A 16561-nucleotide genomic window follows, 5' to 3' on the forward strand; every position below is an offset into this window, starting at 1 on the left:
CCCCCGGCATCACAGGGAAATACCGCAATCGATCTCCCCACCAGCGCGGAGCCGTTCTAGGCTCATCGGTACCGCCGAGTCGCGCACAGTGAGCGCCGCCGGGCAAGGAGGGCCGCATGACCGTACGGCGAGTAATGGGCATCGAGACGGAGTACGGGATCTCCGTCCCCGGACACCCGAACGCCAATGCCATGCTCACCTCGTCCCAGATCGTCAACGCCTACGCGGCGGCGATGCACCGGGCGCGCCGCGCCCGCTGGGACTTCGAGGAGGAGAACCCGCTGCGGGACGCCCGCGGCTTCGACCTCGCCCGCGAGGCCGCCGACTCCAGCCAGCTCACCGACGAGGACATCGGCCTGGCGAACGTGATCCTCACCAACGGGGCCCGCCTCTACGTGGACCACGCCCACCCCGAGTACAGCGCGCCCGAGGTCACCAACCCGCGCGACGCCGTCCTCTGGGACAAGGCCGGCGAGCGGATCATGGCCGAGGCGGCCGAGCGCGCCGCCCAGCTCCCGGGGGCGCAGCCCATCCACCTCTACAAGAACAACACCGACAACAAGGGCGCCTCCTACGGCACGCACGAGAACTACCTGATGAAGCGGGAGACCCCCTTCTCGGACATCGTGCGCCACCTCACCCCCTTCTTCGTCTCCCGCCAGGTCGTCACCGGCGCGGGACGGGTCGGCATCGGCCAGGACGGCCGGGAGAACGGCTTCCAGCTCAGCCAGCGCGCCGACTACTTCGAGGTCGAGGTGGGCCTGGAGACCACCCTCAAGCGGCCCATCATCAACACCCGGGACGAGCCGCACGCCGACGCCGAGAAGTACCGCCGCCTGCACGTGATCATCGGTGACGCGAACCTCTCGGAGATCTCCACCTACCTGAAGCTCGGCACCACCGCCCTCGTCCTCTCGATGATCGAGGACGGCTTCATCACCGTCGACCTCGCCGTCGACCAGCCGGTCCGGACCCTGCACCACGTCTCGCACGACCCGACGCTCCAGTACCTCATCACGCTGCGCAGCGGCCGGACGCTCACCGCGGTCCAGCTCCAGATGGAGTACTTCGAGCTGGCCAGGAAGTACGTGGAGGAGCGGTACGGCTCGGACGCGGACGAGCAGACCATGGACGTCCTCACGCGCTGGGAGGACACCCTGGGCCGGCTCGAGACCGACCCGATGAGCCTCTCCGGCGAGCTGGACTGGGTCGCCAAGCGGGAGCTCATGGAGGGCTACCGGCGCCGCGACGGCCTGGACTGGGACGCGGCCCGGCTGCACCTGGTGGACCTCCAGTACGCGGACGTACGCCCCGAGAAGGGCCTCTACAACCGCCTGGTGGCCCGCGGGCGGATGAAGCGGCTCCTGGACGAGACCGAGGTGGAGAGGGCCGAGACGGCGCCTCCGGAGGACACCAGGGCCTATTTCCGGGGCCGCTGCCTGGAGCAGTACGCCGACGACGTCGCCGCGGCCTCCTGGGACTCGGTGATCTTCGACCTGCCCGGCCGGGACTCCCTCCAGCGCGTCCCGACCCTGGAGCCGCTGCGCGGCACCAAGGCCCATGTGAAATCGCTCCTGGACCGCTGCCGCACGGCGGAGGAACTGGTGCGGGTCCTCTCGGGCGGCTGAAACAGCCGCCCGGCACGGGCCTGAAATACCCGGGCACTGGGAATCATGGAATCAGTGCCCGGGCGTTGTGGAAACTGCGGGGCCGAAGTCAGACCCGACCTATAGGGTCTGATCTTGTACGGACTCAACCGAGCGGGCCGATTCGAGCGGGGTGAGGGATATGGCGACCAAGGACACCGGCGGCGGACAGCAGAAGGCGACGCGATCCACGGAGGAGGTCGAGGAGACCACCACCGAGGCGAGCTCCGACCTCAAGGAACGCCAGGAGAAGCTGAGCGACGACGTGGACTCCGTCCTGGACGAGATCGACGACGTGCTCGAGGAGAACGCCGAGGACTTCGTGCGCTCCTTCGTTCAGAAGGGCGGCGAGTAGCCGCCCCACGCGCCTGTCGTCCTCCGTCCCCGGAACCCTGGTGAAAGCCGTGGGTCCGGGGACGGATGACAAGCGGTGGCACGGGTAAGGTCCGTGCACAGCATCCAAGATCAGCCGGTGCTTCCCACGACCGGCCGACTGTCCCACCGGAAGGAATCGCGTGGAAGCCAACCCTCGAAGCACCGGGCGTCTGCCGGCGGCCTTCCTGACGCCGGGCTCGTCCTCGTTCATGGACTTCCTGGCCGATCACTCGCCGGAACTGCTCCCGGGGAACCGGAAGCTGCCCGAGGGGATCGTCGAGGCCCCGCACGGCACGACCATCGTGGCCGCCACGTTCCCCGGCGGGGTCGTGCTCGCCGGTGACCGGCGGGCGACCATGGGGAACATGATCGCGCAGCGGGACATCGAGAAGGTGTTCCCGGCCGACGAGTACTCGGCCGTCGGCATCGCCGGCACCGCCGGTCTCGCCGTGGAGATGGTCAAGCTGTTCCAGCTGGAGCTGGAGCACTTCGAGAAGGTGGAGGGCGCGACGCTCTCCCTGGAGGGCAAGGCGAACCGCCTCTCCACCATGATCCGGGGCAACCTGGGCATGGCCATGCAGGGGCTCGCCGTCGTCCCGCTCTTCGCGGGCTGGGACGAGGGCAAGGAGAAGGGCCGGATCTTCTCGTACGACGTGACCGGCGGCCGCTCCGAGGAGCACGGTTTCGCCGCCACCGGCTCCGGCTCGATCTTCGCGCGCGGCTCGATGAAGAAGCTGTACCGCGCCGACCTCACCGAGGAGCAGGCCACCACGCTGGTGGTGCAGGCGCTGTACGACGCGGCGGACGACGACTCGGCGACCGGTGGTCCCGACATGGCCCGCCGGATCTTCCCGATCGTCACCGTCATCACCGACGAGGGCTTCCGCAGGCTCACCGAGGCGGAGTCCTCCGGGCTGGCCCGATCGGTCACCGAGCGGCGTCTGGAGCAGCCCGACGGGCCGCGCGCCGCACTGCTCTGACCGCTCGTCGCCCGTAGAAGCCCTTCAGACCGGAAGAAAGGGACGGTAGCCGGTGTCCACGCCGTTCTATGTCTCACCCCAGCAGGCCATGGCCGACCGGGCCGAGTACGCCCGCAAGGGCATCGCCCGCGGCCGCAGCCTGGTCGTCCTCCAGTACACCGACGGCATCGTCTTCGTCGGTGAGAACCCGTCCCGTGCCCTGCACAAGTTCAGCGAGATCTACGACCGGATCGGCTTCGCGGCCGCCGGCAAGTACAACGAGTACGAGAACCTCCGCATCGGCGGCGTGCGCTACGCCGACCTGCGGGGTTACACCTACGACCGGGACGACGTCACCGCGCGCGGCCTGGCCAACGTCTACGCCCAGACCCTGGGCACGATCTTCTCCAGCGCGGGGGAGAAGCCGTACGAGGTGGAGCTCGTCGTCGCCGAGGTCGGCTCGGATCCGGAGGGCGACCAGATCTACCGGCTGCCGCACGACGGCTCGATCGTGGACGAGCACGGCTCGGTCGCGGTCGGCGGGAACGCGGAGCAGATCAGCTCCTTCCTGGACCAGCGGCACCGGGATGGCATGTCCCTCGCCGAGGCCCTGAAGCTGGCCGTGCAGGCGCTGTCGCGGGACACCAACGGCACCGAGCGGGAGATCCCCGCGGAGCGCCTGGAGGTGGCGGTCCTGGACCGTACGCGTCCGCAGCAGCGCAAGTTCAAGCGGATCGTCGGCCGTCAGCTGTCGCGCCTCCTGGAGGCGGACAACGCGGCGGCGGCGAAGACGGACGAGCCTTCGGACGAGGCTCCCGAGGAGTAGTCGGCGGTACCCGAAGGGGCCCCGGTCCGCGTGCGAGCGGCCCGGGGCCCCTTCGGCGTACGCGGGCCGGGGCCCTTCGGCGTACCCGGGCTCGCGAAGGGCGGGCCGCGTGGGGCCTTCGCCGCGGGCCGCGCGGCGCCTGGCGGAGGCCGTTCGGCGCGGGCCGGTCGCGCAGCCGGTGGGGACCGTTCGGCGCGGGCCGGTCGCGCAGTCCGTGGGGACCGTTCCGCGTGGCGCCCGTCAGACGGCCGGTGCGGGGCCCGTGGAGCCGCGGGGGACGAGGTCCACGGGCAGTGTGACCGGCGGGGCCTGTTCGCCCGCGAGGACGGCGAGGAGCGCCTCCATGCCCCGTCTGCCGAACTCCTCGGCGGGCAGCCGGACCGTGGTGAGCTCGGGTTCAACCGCCGTGGCCAGGGCCATGTCGTCGAAGCCCGTGACCGAGAGGTCCTCCGGGACGCGCAGCCCGAGGCGGTGCGCGGCCTTGCCGACGCCGACGGCGAGGATGTCGTCGTCGCAGATCACCGCGGTGGGGCGCGGGCCGGGGGCGGCGAGGGCCAGGTGGGCGGCCTCCCGCGCGTCGGCGACGTTCAGCGGCGCGCGCACGGTGCGGAGCTCCGTCCCCCGCAGGGCGTCGGCGAGGGCGGCGGCCCGTACGTCGAAGGTCCAGGACGGGACGGCGGACGCCAGGTGCAGGAAGCGGCGGTGGCCCAGGCCGAGCAGGTGCCGGGTGACCCGCCGCATGCCGTCGGCGACGTCGAGGTTCACGTGGGCGGCGGCGCCGGGGTCGGCCGGGTCGCTGTCGAGCATGACGAGGGGCAGGCCGGTGCCCCGGAAGGCCTTGAGGGCGTCGGCGGCCATGGAGGAGGCGATCACGCCGTCCAGGGCGGCCTGGGCCGAGGCGAAGGGGTCGCGGGTGGGGCCGACGCCGTCGGGCGAGGGGTAGAGCACGACGCCGAAGCCGTGGCGTGCCGCGACGGCGGCGGCGCCGGTGTAGACGTGGGCGAAGAACTCGTTGGTGAGCGCGGGGACGACGAGCAGCGCCGTACGGGTGCGGCCGAGGCGCAGGTTGCGGGCGGCGAGGTTGGGCCGGTAGTCGAGCTCGTCGGCGGCGTGGCGGACCGACTCGGCGGTGCGCTCGGAGACCCGGCCGCGCCACTTCTCGCCGAGGACGAGGGAGACGGTGGCCTGGGAGACGCCCGCGGCCCGGGCCACGTCCCTGCTGGTCGGGCGGGCGCCGCCGAGGGGTTCGTGGGACTGCACGGGGAGCCTCCGCATGGGACGGTGGTCGGGGGTCGTGGGTGCGGGCTGGACCCGGTTCACGCCGACATGGTACGTATGACCCCGGACGTTATACGTAAAACCTCGGCGCTGGCCCGAGGCGAGGGGAGAACGACATGGCCACCGAGGCCCCCGCGCACGGCGGCTATCTCGACATACTCCGGGCGCCCCACGCGGCCCGGCTCCTCGCCGGGACCCTCGTCGGGCGCCTGCCCAACGGCACCGGACCCATCGCCATGACCCTGTTCGTCCGCGACCAGGGCGGCAGCTACACCCTGGCCGGCGGGCTGATCGCGGCCTACGGCGTCGCCAACGCCGTCGGGCAGCCGCTCCTCGGCCGCGCCGTCGACCTCAAGGGCCAGCCCCGCGTCCAGCTGCCCGCCGCCGTGCTCTCCGCCCTCGGCATGGCCCTGTTCGCCCTCGCCGGCATCGGGAACCTGGCCCTCGCCTACGCCGCCGTCGTGGTCGCCGGGCTCTTCACCCCGCCCCTGGAGGGCGGCCTGCGCGCCCTGTGGCCGAGCGTCCTGGGCCGTGAGGACCGGGTCCACCGGGCGTACGCGCTCGACGCCGTCGCGCAGGAGGTCATGTTCACGGTCGGCCCGCTCCTGGTGACGCTCCTGGTCGCCCTGTGGTCGCCCGCCGCCGCCCTCCTCGTCATCAACGCCCTGGGGATCCTCGGCGCCCTCGCCGTCGTCCTCTCCGAGCCCTCCCGCACCTGGCGCTCCGCCGCCCGCGAGGCCCACTGGCTGGGCGCCCTGCGCTCGCCCGGGCTGCTCGCCCTGCTCGGCTCGTTCTTCTTCGTCGGCCTCGCCCTCGGCTCCATCACGGTCGCCGCCGTGGCCTACGCCGACGACCGGGGCACCCCGTCCGTGTACGGCTGGCTGATGGCCGCCCTGGGCCTCGGTGCCCTGATCGGCGGCGTCGTCTACGGCGGCCGGCGGTGGACCGGGGCGCCCGAGCGGCGGCTGCGGGCCCTCGTGGCTCTCCTCGCGCTCTGCTACCTGCCGCTGATGCTGACCCCCGGCCCCGTCGCCATGACCGGCCTCGCGGCGCTCGCCGGGGTCTTCCTGGCCCCCGTCCTCGCCTGCGCCTTCATCGTGGTCGACCGGCACGCCCCGCGCGGCACGGTCACCGAGGCCTTCTCGTGGCTCGTCACCACGTTCGGCGTCGGCGCGGCCCTCGGCTCCGCCGTCGCGGGGCCCGCGGTCGAACTGGCCGGAACGGTGGCCGGGTTCGCCGTGGCCGGCGCGGGCGGCCTCGTCGCGCTGCTCGTCCTGCTGGCCACCGGCCGTGTCCTGGCCGCTCCCGACACGCCCGGCGGTCCCGGAGACGCCGCGCGACACGCCGACGGAGAGGTGGTCCCCGGCGCCGTACACGCCGAAAAGAACACGCACTGATCGGAAAATGATCGAAACGGGAACGTCCAACCCGGTTTCAGCGCACGCCGTCAGGCGTAATGTTCAGACATGGACCGCCGCATTTTCGGGCTGGAGAACGAGTACGGCGTCACGTGCACGTTCAGGGGACAGCGCCGACTGTCTCCTGACGAAGTGGCGCGCTACCTCTTCCGCCGTGTCGTGTCATGGGGCCGCAGCAGCAATGTCTTCCTGCGGAACGGCGCCCGCCTGTACCTGGACGTGGGTTCGCATCCGGAATACGCCACACCGGAATGCGACAACGTGACCGAACTGGTCACCCACGACAAGGCCGGCGAGCGCATTCTCGAGGGCCTGCTCGTCGACGCCGAACGCCGCCTGCACGAGGAGGGAATCGCGGGCGACGTCTACCTCTTCAAGAACAACACCGACTCGGCCGGAAACTCCTACGGCTGCCACGAGAACTATCTCGTCGCCCGTCACGGTGAGTTCTCCCGGCTCGCGGACATCCTCATTCCGTTCCTCGTGACGCGGCAGCTCATCTGCGGCGCGGGAAAGGTCCTCCAGACCCCGCGTGGCGCGGTCTACTGCGTCTCCCAGCGTGCCGAGCACATCTGGGAGGGCGTCAGCTCCGCCACCACCCGCTCGCGGCCCATCATCAACACCCGGGACGAGCCGCACGCCGACGCCGAGCGCTACCGCCGGCTGCACGTCATCGTCGGCGACTCCAACATGTCCGAGACGACCATGCTGCTCAAGGTCGGCGCCACCGACCTCGTGCTCCGCATGATCGAGGCGGGCACGGTGATGCGCGACCTGACCCTGGAGAACCCGATCCGGGCCATCCGAGAGGTCAGCCACGACATCACCGGCCAGCGCAAGGTCCGCCTCGCCAGCGGTCGCGAGGCCTCCGCCCTGGAGGTCCAGCGCGAGTACTACGAGAAGGCCGTGGACTTCGTCGACCGCAGGGGCATCCGCTCCGGCACGGTCGCCCAGGTCCTGGAGCTGTGGGGCCGTACGCTCGACGCGATCGAGAGCGAGCAGCTCGACCGGATCGAGACCGAGATCGACTGGGTCATGAAGCACCGGCTCATCGAGCGCTACCGGGCCAAGCACAACATGACCATGTCGAACCCGCGGGTCGCGCAGATAGACCTCGCCTACCACGACATCCACCGTCGCCGGGGGCTGTACTACCTGCTGCAGAAGAACGGGCAGGCGGCGCGGATCTGCAACGACCTGAAGATCTTCGAGGGCAAGTCGGTGCCCCCGCAGACCACTCGGGCCCGGTTGCGCGGCGACTTCATCCGCCGTGCGCAGGAGCAGCGGCGGGACTTCACCGTCGACTGGGTCCACCTCAAGCTCAACGACCAGGCGCAGCGCACGGTGTTGTGCAAGGACCCGTTCCGTTCCGTCGACGACCGGGTGGAAAAGCTGATCGCCGGAATGTAGGCAGGTCATATCGGTCCCCGGAGCCCCGCGCGTTCGACGTGCGGGGCTCTCGACGTGACAGGAGGAACGCCTAGAGTGTCGGCACAACTACTGTGCCGTCTGAGATCTGAGGAACACGTGCGCCGACTTGCCGGCCTTCTCGTCGTCCCGCTGCTGCTGCTCTCCACAGCGGCCTGCGGCAGCGACGGGGGCTCCGATTCCGCCTCGATGAAGAACGGACTGCCCGCCATCACGGCGGGAGAGAAGTTCGGGGAGAAGCCGACCCTCGCCAAGGGCGAGGGCGACCCGCCCAAGGAACTGAAGGTCAACGTCATCAGCGAGGGCACGGGCGCGGTGACGAAGAAGGGCGACGCCCTCCAGGTGAACTACCTGGGGCAGGCCTGGGACTCCACCACCCCCTTCGACAACAGCTTCGACCGCGGTCAGCCCTTCGACCTCACGCTGGGCGCCGGCCAGGTCATCAAGGGCTGGGACCAGGCCCTGGAGGGCCAGAAGGTCGGCAGCCGCATCGAGGTCGGCATCCCGCCGGAGCTCGGTTACGGCGCGCAGGGCCAGGGCGACATCAAGCCCAACGCCACCCTCGTCTTCGTCGTGGACATCCTGAAGGCCGTGACGATCCCGAAGTCCGCCACGGGCACCCCGGTCGCCCAGGACGACAAGGACCTGCCGAAGGTCGGTACGAACACCGACGGCAAGGCGCCCTCGCTGACGGTCCCGAAGACCGACCCGCCGACCAAGCTCGTCTCGAACTACGTGCTGGAGTCCAAGGGCGAGGCCGTCAAGGCGACCGACACGGTCGTCGTGAACTACGTCGCCGCCCTGTGGAAGGACGGCAAGGTGTTCGACTCGACCTACACCACGGGCAAGCCCGCGAACTTCCCGCTCCCGCAGCTGACGCTGAAGGGCCTCAAGAACGGTCTCGTCGGCAAGAAGATCGGCAGCCGCGTCCTGATCGTCGCCCCGCCGTCGGAGGCCTTCGGCAACGAGGAGAAGCAGGGCATCCCGAAGAACTCCACGCTGGTCTTCGCCGTCGACATCCTGGCGAAGATGTAAGACTGTCCCGTTCGCGCGGCTCGTCGCCGCGCAGTTCATCGGTTTGAGGAGCAGTGCAGTGAGCATCGAGAAGCCCGAGATCGACTTCCCGGGTGGCGAGCCGCCGAAGGACCTGGAGATCAAGGACCTCTGGGAGGGTGACGGCGAGGTCGCCAAGGCCGGCCAGTTCGTGAAGGTCCACTACGTGGGTGTGGCCTTCTCCACCGGCGAGGAGTTCGACGCCTCCTGGAACCGCGGCACCCCGCTCGACTTCCAGCTCGGTGCCGGCCGGGTCATCTCCGGCTGGGACAAGGGCATCCAGGGCATGAAGGTCGGCGGCCGCCGCCAGCTGATCATCCCCGCGCACCTGGCGTACGGCGACCGTGGCGCCGGCAACGCGATCGCCCCGGGCGAGACGCTGATCTTCGTCTGCGACCTCGTGGCCGTGCAGGGCTGACCTGATCCAGGTCCCTCCGAGGGCCCCCGCCGTTCGCGGCGGGGGCCCTCGGCTTTGGTCCCGACACCCCGGTGGCGGTACGGTCGGACGTCCGAGAAGTGGAACCGGCGGAAGGGTGCAGGGCGTCGATGGCGATTGCCAAGTCCGAGCGGCTGATGAATCTCGCGCTGTGCCTGCTCGGGACGCGCCGCCCGCTGAGCAAGCGGGAGCTCCGCGGCTCCATCGAGGCCTACATGGAGGCGAGCGGGGACGAGGCCTTCAACCGCATGTTCGAGCGGGACAAGGACGACCTCCGCGAGCTCGGTCTGGTCATCGAGACCGTCGAGAACCTGGAGGGCGAGATCGGATACCTCGCCCGCCGCGACTCCAACCGGCTGCCGCCGATCACCCTCGACGCCGAGGAGGCCGCCGCGCTCGGCCTCGCCGCCAAGGTCTGGCAGCAGGCCCGCCTCGCCGGAGCCGCCAGCGGCGCGCTCCAGAAGCTCCGCGCCGCCGGCATGCCCGAGGCCGAGGACTCGTACGACACCCAGCCCAGCGCCCTCGAACCGCGCATCCCGGTCCACGAGGCCGCCTTCGAGCCGCTCATGCTGGCCTGCCGCGACCGCCGGCCCGTCGTCTTCGACTACCACAAGGCCAACGCCGCGCGCCCCGAGACCCGCCACGTCGAGCCCTGGACCCTGGAGTGCTGGCGCGGCCACTGGTACCTGGCCGGCTGGGACCGCGACCGCGGTGCCGAGCGCGTCTTCCGGCTCTCCCGCATCACCGGAAAGGTCCGCTCGCGGGCCGGCGCCTTCACCGCGCCCGTCCCCGACGTCGTGACCGTCCGCGAGACCGTCGAGAGCTGGGCCGGCGAGACCGCCACCCGCTCCGCCCGGATCCGGCTCCGCGCCGGCTGCGGCTACCCGCTGCGGGCCCGCGCCCAGGCCGTGACCGAGGGCGGCGACGGCTGGGACGAGCTGGAGATCCCGTACGGGCACGGGCTCGACGCCTGGCTCGTCGAGTTCGGCCCCGACGTCGTCGTACTGGAACCGGCCGATCTGCGGGCCGATGTGGTGGAGCGGCTGCGCGCCGTGGCCAAGGGCTGAGGGGGAGACGTACCGCATGGCTGCCAACGCGATCGACCAGACGAGGCGGATGCTCTCCCTCGTCACCTATCTCCGCGAGCGCCCCGGCGCCCACGTCGCCGACGTGGCGCGCGCCTTCGGGATCACCGAGGACGAGCTGATCTCCGACCTGGACGTGCTGCCCATGTGCGGCACCAGCTTCCGGGGCGGCGACCTCCTCGACATCGACACCGACGGCGACCGGATCTGGTGGCACAACCCCGACGACGTCGCCGAGCCGCTGCGGCTCGCCGCCGACGAGGCCACCGCGCTGCTCGTCGCCGCCCGGGCCGTCGCCACCCTGCCGGGGCTCCGAGAGAGCGACCGGGACGCCCTCCTGCGCGCCACCGCCAAGCTGGAGGCGGCGGCCGGCGAGGCCGCCGGGGCCAGCGCCCGGCTCTCCGTGACCTTCGAGTCCGAGGGCGGGGTCTTCGCCGAGGTCGACCGGGCCATCTCGGAGCGCAGGCGGCTCTGGGTGCGCTACTACTCGCCCGCGCGCGACGAGCTCACCGAGCGCGAGGTCGACCCGATCCGGCTCTTCGCCGTCGGCCACACCTACATGGAGGCGTGGTGCCGGCTCTCCGAGGCGCGCCGCACCTTCCGGCTCGACCGGGTCGCGGAGATCCGGATCCTCGACGAGCACGCGGCGCCGCCGGAGCTGGAGCTGCGGGACCTCTCCGAGGGCTTGGTGCAGCCGTCCGCCGGCGACCCGGAGGTCGTGGTCGAGGTGGGGCCCGGTGGGCGCTGGGTCGCCGAGTACTACCCGCACGACCGGGCCGAGGAGCTGCAGGACGGCGGACTGCGGATCACGCTGCGGACGCCGGACCCGGCCTCGCTGCGCCGCCTCGCCCTGCGCCTGGGCAGCGACGGGCGGATCGTCGCGCCGGCGGAGCTGGCCGACAGCGCGCGGACGGCCGCCGCGGCGGCGCTCGCGGCGTACGAAGGCGTGTGACGTCGTCGCGTACGCACGCGTGTGACGTTCCCCGCCCGGCGGACGCTGTTACTGACGTGATGCCAGAGTCGAGAGAGATGAGGGAGATGTCCGTGATGCACGGTTTTGCGGCTACCATGGCCCCGGTCCTCTTCAAGGCCGCCTGCCCCGACTGCCGCTCGCGCTTCGAACTCTCCGCGAGCGCCCTGCGCCTCGCCATCGGCGCGAGCCGTCGCACCACCTTCTACTCCTTCACCTGCCCCGAGTGCGGCAGCTCCGTCCGCAAGCCCGCGGGCGAGCGCATCGTCGAACTCCTCACCGGCGGCGGCGTCCGCACCCTCCGCCTGCACACCACCGTCTGAACGACCCCCACCTGCCCAAGGTCTAGGCTCAGCACATGTTCTGGCCCATGCTCGCCGTCGCACTCGGCTTCCTCGGCATCGCCGTCCTCGGCGTCCTCGCCGTCAAGGTGTTCCTGGAGGTCCAGCGCCTCGGCCGTCAAGTGGCCCACACCACACAGCGGATCCAGTCGGCCGCCGAGGAGCTCGAGAGCGCCGCCGTCGGCCTCGCCCGAACCGGCGAGACGCTCCGCTGAGCAGGTGCCGTACGCTGCGCGAAGCGGCTTCGGTGAGAGCTGGCGCGACGCAATCCGGAGTATGCAGGGGCATTGCCCCGCGTTTACTCCTGCGGGTTACGATCGCAGGCAGCGCGGTGGCCGGACGCACGTCCGACCCGCCGGGCACGCACTCCCTGTCGCCTCGGTGAAGAAGGTAAACAGCTATGGGTAGGCTCGGCCCCACCGAGATCATTCTCATCCTCGTCGTCGTCATCCTGCTGTTCGGCGCCAAGAAGCTCCCGGACATGGCGCGCTCGCTGGGCAAGTCGGCCCGCATCCTCAAGAGCGAGGCCAAGGCGATGAAGGCGGACGACCAGCAGAGCGCCCCCGCCGACCCGCCGCACGCCGGGACCGGCACGCAGGAGCCCGCCGCGCGCACCATCCAGGCCGCTCCCGGCGACGTGACCAGCGCGCGTCCCGTGACCGAGCCCTCGGACACCACCAAGCGCTGACCCGGTCCGCCGCGGCCGCCGCACCGTGCGGCGGCCTGCCGCACGAGATGAGGACGTGGGTTGCCCAAGTCTGCCCGCAAGCAGGTCAAGGATCCCGAGGGTCGGATGCCCCTCGTGGAGCACCTGCGTGAACTCCGCAACCGACTGGCGAAGGGTCTCCTCGCCATCGCAGCGGTGACGATCGTGGCCCTCGTGTACAGCGAGGAGCTCATGCAGTTCCTGACGAGATCCGTGCCCACCTGCGCACAGGGCGTCAGCAGCAACGGCGGCAACTGCGCGATCGTCTCCTTCAACACGCTGATGGCCCCCTTCAGCACGACGATCCAGCTGTCCATGACGGCGGGCCTCGTCGTCGCCAGCCCCGTCTGGCTCTACCAGCTGTGGGCCTTCGTCGCGCCCGGACTGCACAAGAACGAGAAGAAGTACACGTACGCGTTCGTCGGCGCGGCCGTGCCGCTGTTCGCGGCCGGCGCCTACCTCGCGTACCTCATCCTCCCCGTCAGCGTGAAGGTCCTCATCAGCCTCACGCCCGAGGGTTCCGCGAACATCCTCTCGCTCGGCGACGTCCTCGACTTCACCCTGCGCATGGTGCTCGTCTTCGGCCTCGCCTTCGAGCTCCCGCTCGTCCTGGTGATGCTCAACCTGACGGGTGTCCTCAGCGGCCGTCGCATGGCCCGCTGGTGGCGCGGCGTGATCATGGGCGTCTTCGTCTTCGGCGCCGTGATCACCCCGACCACCGACCCCGTCGGCATGATGGCCCTGGCCGGGCCCATCAGCATCCTCTACTTCGGTGCGGTCGGCTTCGCGCTCCTGAACGACCGGCGCCGCCGGCGCGCCAACCCGGACGCCGAGCTCGACGACGACGAGGCCTCCTCGCTCGACCTCACCCCCGAGGCCGTCGGGGCCGTCGAGCCCGTGGTCACGGCCGGTGCCCTGCCCGAGCAGGCCACCGGCGAGCACGGCGCGAGCGCGCAGCGGCTCAACGGCTACGACGACATCACCTGATCGCGTAGACGGCGTCATCCGATCGCCGAGGGGCCCCGGACCCGGTCCGGGGCCCCTCGGCGTGTCCCGGGGCCCTCGGCGCATCCCGGAACCGAGCCCTCCGCATCCCCTCGTTAAAGATCGCGTCACTGTCACAGGTGGCGGGTAGGCTCGACAACAAGATGACAGAGGACCTCACACCAGCCCAGGCGTACGCGGCCGCCCGCGCCCGCAACGCCGAGCAGCGCACCGCCCTGGCACCCTTCCGCGAGCTGTACGACTTCGGTCTGGACCCCTTCCAGATCGAGGCCTGCCAGGCGCTCGAAGCGGGGAAGGGCGTGCTCGTCGCCGCGCCCACGGGCTCCGGCAAGACCATCGTCGGCGAGTTCGCCGTCCACCTCGCCCTCGCCCAGGGCCGCAAGTGCTTCTACACGACCCCCATCAAGGCGCTGTCGAACCAGAAGTACGCCGATCTCGTCAAGCGGTACGGCGCCGACAAGGTCGGCCTGCTCACCGGTGACAACAGCGTGAACGGCGACGCCCCGATCGTCGTCATGACCACCGAAGTCCTCCGCAACATGCTGTACGCGGGCTCCCAGGCCCTCTCCGGCCTCGGATACGTCGTGATGGACGAGGTCCACTACCTCTCCGACCGCTTCCGCGGCGCCGTCTGGGAGGAAGTGATCATCCACCTCCCCGAGTCCGTCACCCTCGTCTCGCTCTCCGCGACCGTGTCCAACGCCGAGGAGTTCGGCGACTGGCTGGACACCGTCCGCGGCGACACCGAGGTCATCGTCTCGGAGAGCCGCCCCGTACCCCTCTGGCAGCACGTCCTCGCCGGACGCCGGATGTACGACCTCTTCGAGGAGGAGACCGACCACGGCGGCCGCGGCGCGTCCCGGCGCGAGCTCAACCCCGACCTCCTCCGCCTCGCCCGCACCGAGAACACGCGCACGTACAACCCGCGCGACCGGCGGCGCGGCAAGATGGTCCGCGAGGCCGACCGCGAGCGCGAGCGCCGCCAGCGCTCCCGGATCTGGACCCCCGGCCGGCCCGAGGTCATCGAGCGCCTCGACGCCGAGGGACTCCTGCCCGCCATCACCTTCATCTTCAGCCGCGCCGGCTGCGAGGCCGCCGTCCAGCAGTGCCTCTACGCCGGACTCCGGCTCAACGACGACGACGCACGCCTGCGCGTCCGCGAGATCGTCGAGGCGCGCACGGCCGCGATCCCCACCGAGGACCTCCACGTCCTCGGCTACTACGAGTGGCTCGAAGCCCTGGAGCGGGGCATCGCCGCCCACCACGCCGGCATGCTCCCGACCTTCAAGGAGGTCGTCGAGGAGCTCTTCGTCCGCGGCCTCGTCAAGGCCGTCTTCGCCACCGAGACCCTCGCCCTCGGCATCAACATGCCCGCGCGCACGGTCATCCTGGAGAAGCTCGTCAAGTGGAACGGCGAGCAGCACGCGGACATCACCCCCGGCGAGTACACCCAGCTCACCGGCCGTGCCGGCCGCCGCGGCATCGACGTCGAGGGCCACGCCGTCGTGCTCTGGCAGCGCGGACTCGACCCGGAGCACCTCGCCGGACTCGCCGGCACGCGCACGTACCCGCTGCGCTCCAGCTTCAAGCCCTCGTACAACATGGCGGTCAACCTCGTCGAAGGGTTCGGGCGGCACCGCTCCCGCGAGCTCCTGGAGACCTCCTTCGCGCAGTTCCAGGCCGACCGCTCCGTCGTGGGCATCTCGCGCCAGGTCCAGCGGAACGAGGAGGGGCTCCAGGGCTACCGCGAGGGCATGACCTGCCACCTCGGGGACTTCGAGGAGTACGCGCGGCTCCGCCGCGACCTCAAGGACCGCGAGACCGAGCTGGCCCGGCAGGGCGCCGCCCAGCGCCGCGCCCAGGCCGCCAGCTCCCTGGAGAAGCTCAAGCCCGGCGACGTCATCCACGTCCCCACCGGCAAGTTCGCGGGCCTCGCCCTGGTCCTCGACCCCGGCATCCCGGCCGGCCGCACCAACGGCCACCGTGGCTTCGAGCACCACGACGGACCGCGCCCCCTCGTCCTCACCGCCGAGCGGCAGGTCAAGAGGCTCGCCTCCATCGACTTCCCGGTCCCCGTCGAGGCACTGGAGCGCATGAGGATCCCCAAGTCCTTCAACCCGCGCTCCCCGCAGTCCCGCCGCGACCTCGCCTCCGCCCTGCGGAGCAAGGCCGGGCACATCAACCCCGAGCGCCACCAGCGGCAGCGCGCCGCCGCCGCCGACGACCGCGAGATCGCCCGGCTGCGCACCGAGATCCGCGCGCACCCCTGCCACGGCTGCGACGAGCGCGAGGACCACGCCCGTTGGGCCGAGCGCTACCACCGCCTCCAGCGCGACACCCAGCAGCTGGAGCGGCGCATCGAGGGCCGCACCAACACCATCGCCCGCACCTTCGACCGGATCGTCGCGCTGCTCACCGAGCTCGACTACCTGCGCGGCGACGAGGTCACCGACAACGGCAAGCGGCTCGCCCGGCTCTACGGCGAACTCGACCTGCTCGCGAGCGAATGCCTCCGCGACCGGGTCTGGGAGGGCCTCACCCCGGCCGAACTCGCCGCCTGCGTCTCGGCCCTGGTGTTCGAGGCGCGGCAGGCCGACGACGCCGTCGCACCCAAGCTGCCCACGGGCAACGCCAAGGCGGCGCTCGGCGAGATGGTCCGGATCTGGGGCCGGCTCGACGCCCTCGAAGAGGAGTTCAAGATCAACCAGGCGGAGGGCGTCGGGCAGCGCGAGCCCGACCTCGGCTTCGCCTGGGCCGCCTACCAGTGGGCCTCCGACAAGAGCCTCGACGAGGTGCTCCGCGAGGCGGAGATGCCCGCGGGCGACTTCGTCCGCTGGTGCAAGCAGGTGATCGACGTCCTCGGACAGATCGCCGCGGCGGCCCCCAAGGAGAACAGCACGGTCGCCAAGAACGCCCGCAAGGCCGTGGACGCGCTGCTGCGCGGCGTCGTCGCCTACAGCTCCGTGGGCTGACGGACCGGCGGTCGTCGAGGGGCCCGTGGCGTGCGCGCCACGGGCCCTTGGCATACCGCCGAC

The 16561-nt window shown here is 71.3% G+C and carries 16 protein-coding genes; 15 read left to right on the forward strand and 1 reads right to left on the reverse strand.

The features are described 5' to 3' along the window. Window positions 1-116 precede the first annotated feature (116 nt). The 4 genes from dop to prcA all read left to right on the forward strand — a co-directional run bounded on the left by dop (window position 117) and on the right by prcA (window position 3806). Entirely contained in the window at window positions 117-1628 is a 1512-nt protein-coding gene (dop, locus tag GGE06_RS31925) for a depupylase/deamidase Dop (RefSeq protein ID WP_116161887.1), read from the forward strand. 160 nt (window positions 1629-1788) lie between these two features. Beyond that, on the forward strand, window positions 1789-2001 hold the full coding sequence (locus GGE06_RS31930; RefSeq protein ID WP_015032443.1) for a ubiquitin-like protein Pup: 213 nt from the start codon (window positions 1789-1791) through the stop codon (window positions 1999-2001). A gap of 160 nt (window positions 2002-2161) precedes the next feature. Then, window positions 2162-3001: a proteasome subunit beta gene (gene prcB, locus GGE06_RS31935; RefSeq protein WP_116161888.1), complete on the forward strand. Its 840-nt coding sequence runs from the start codon at window positions 2162-2164 to the stop codon at window positions 2999-3001. A gap of 52 nt (window positions 3002-3053) precedes the next feature. Next, complete coding sequence (prcA, locus tag GGE06_RS31940) at window positions 3054-3806, forward strand: proteasome subunit alpha (RefSeq protein WP_116161889.1); 753 nt, start codon at window positions 3054-3056, stop codon at window positions 3804-3806. Window positions 3807-4046: 240 nt separating this feature from the next. Here prcA and GGE06_RS31945 read toward each other — a convergent pair whose 3' ends face one another. Then, window positions 4047-5081: a LacI family DNA-binding transcriptional regulator gene (locus GGE06_RS31945; protein ID WP_116161890.1), complete on the reverse strand. Its 1035-nt coding sequence runs from the start codon at window positions 5079-5081 to the stop codon at window positions 4047-4049. 119 nt (window positions 5082-5200) lie between these two features. On the opposite strand from GGE06_RS31945, the gene GGE06_RS31950 reads away from it, so the two are divergent. The 11 genes from GGE06_RS31950 to GGE06_RS32000 all read left to right on the forward strand — a co-directional run bounded on the left by GGE06_RS31950 (window position 5201) and on the right by GGE06_RS32000 (window position 16498). Beyond that, entirely contained in the window at window positions 5201-6481 is a 1281-nt protein-coding gene (locus GGE06_RS31950; RefSeq protein WP_184932444.1) for an MFS transporter, read from the forward strand. Window positions 6482-6550: 69 nt separating this feature from the next. After that, on the forward strand, window positions 6551-7912 hold the full coding sequence (pafA, locus tag GGE06_RS31955; RefSeq protein ID WP_116161892.1) for a Pup--protein ligase: 1362 nt from the start codon (window positions 6551-6553) through the stop codon (window positions 7910-7912). A gap of 117 nt (window positions 7913-8029) precedes the next feature. Continuing rightward, window positions 8030-8965 (forward strand): FKBP-type peptidyl-prolyl cis-trans isomerase, encoded by a 936-nt coding sequence (locus GGE06_RS31960; protein WP_116161893.1) that lies wholly within the window; start codon window positions 8030-8032, stop codon window positions 8963-8965. A 58-nt stretch (window positions 8966-9023) separates the two neighbouring features. Continuing rightward, window positions 9024-9401 (forward strand): FKBP-type peptidyl-prolyl cis-trans isomerase, encoded by a 378-nt coding sequence (locus tag GGE06_RS31965; RefSeq protein ID WP_116161894.1) that lies wholly within the window; start codon window positions 9024-9026, stop codon window positions 9399-9401. Between the two features lie 128 nt (window positions 9402-9529). After that, window positions 9530-10486 carry a helix-turn-helix transcriptional regulator gene (locus GGE06_RS31970; protein WP_184932445.1) on the forward strand — a complete coding sequence of 319 codons (957 nt, stop codon included), beginning with the start codon at window positions 9530-9532 and terminating at the stop codon, window positions 10484-10486. A gap of 16 nt (window positions 10487-10502) precedes the next feature. Then, window positions 10503-11456 (forward strand): helix-turn-helix transcriptional regulator, encoded by a 954-nt coding sequence (locus GGE06_RS31975; RefSeq protein ID WP_184932446.1) that lies wholly within the window; start codon window positions 10503-10505, stop codon window positions 11454-11456. A 77-nt stretch (window positions 11457-11533) separates the two neighbouring features. Continuing rightward, window positions 11534-11797 (forward strand): CpXC domain-containing protein, encoded by a 264-nt coding sequence (locus tag GGE06_RS31980; protein ID WP_116161897.1) that lies wholly within the window; start codon window positions 11534-11536, stop codon window positions 11795-11797. Between the two features lie 35 nt (window positions 11798-11832). Next, window positions 11833-12030, forward strand: coding sequence for a hypothetical protein (locus GGE06_RS31985; RefSeq protein WP_116161898.1), 198 nt, complete (start codon window positions 11833-11835; stop codon window positions 12028-12030). 185 nt (window positions 12031-12215) lie between these two features. Further along, window positions 12216-12503 (forward strand): Sec-independent protein translocase subunit TatA, encoded by a 288-nt coding sequence (gene tatA / locus GGE06_RS31990; protein WP_116161899.1) that lies wholly within the window; start codon window positions 12216-12218, stop codon window positions 12501-12503. Window positions 12504-12608: 105 nt separating this feature from the next. Next, window positions 12609-13508 (forward strand): twin-arginine translocase subunit TatC, encoded by a 900-nt coding sequence (gene tatC / locus GGE06_RS31995; RefSeq protein ID WP_184932532.1) that lies wholly within the window; start codon window positions 12609-12611, stop codon window positions 13506-13508. Window positions 13509-13669: 161 nt separating this feature from the next. Then, window positions 13670-16498, forward strand: coding sequence for a DEAD/DEAH box helicase (locus GGE06_RS32000; protein ID WP_116165624.1), 2829 nt, complete (start codon window positions 13670-13672; stop codon window positions 16496-16498). Window positions 16499-16561: the final 63 nt, after the last annotated feature.

This window comes from Streptomyces nymphaeiformis, assembly GCF_014203895.1.
GTDB lineage: Bacteria > Actinomycetota > Actinomycetes > Streptomycetales > Streptomycetaceae > Streptomyces > Streptomyces nymphaeiformis.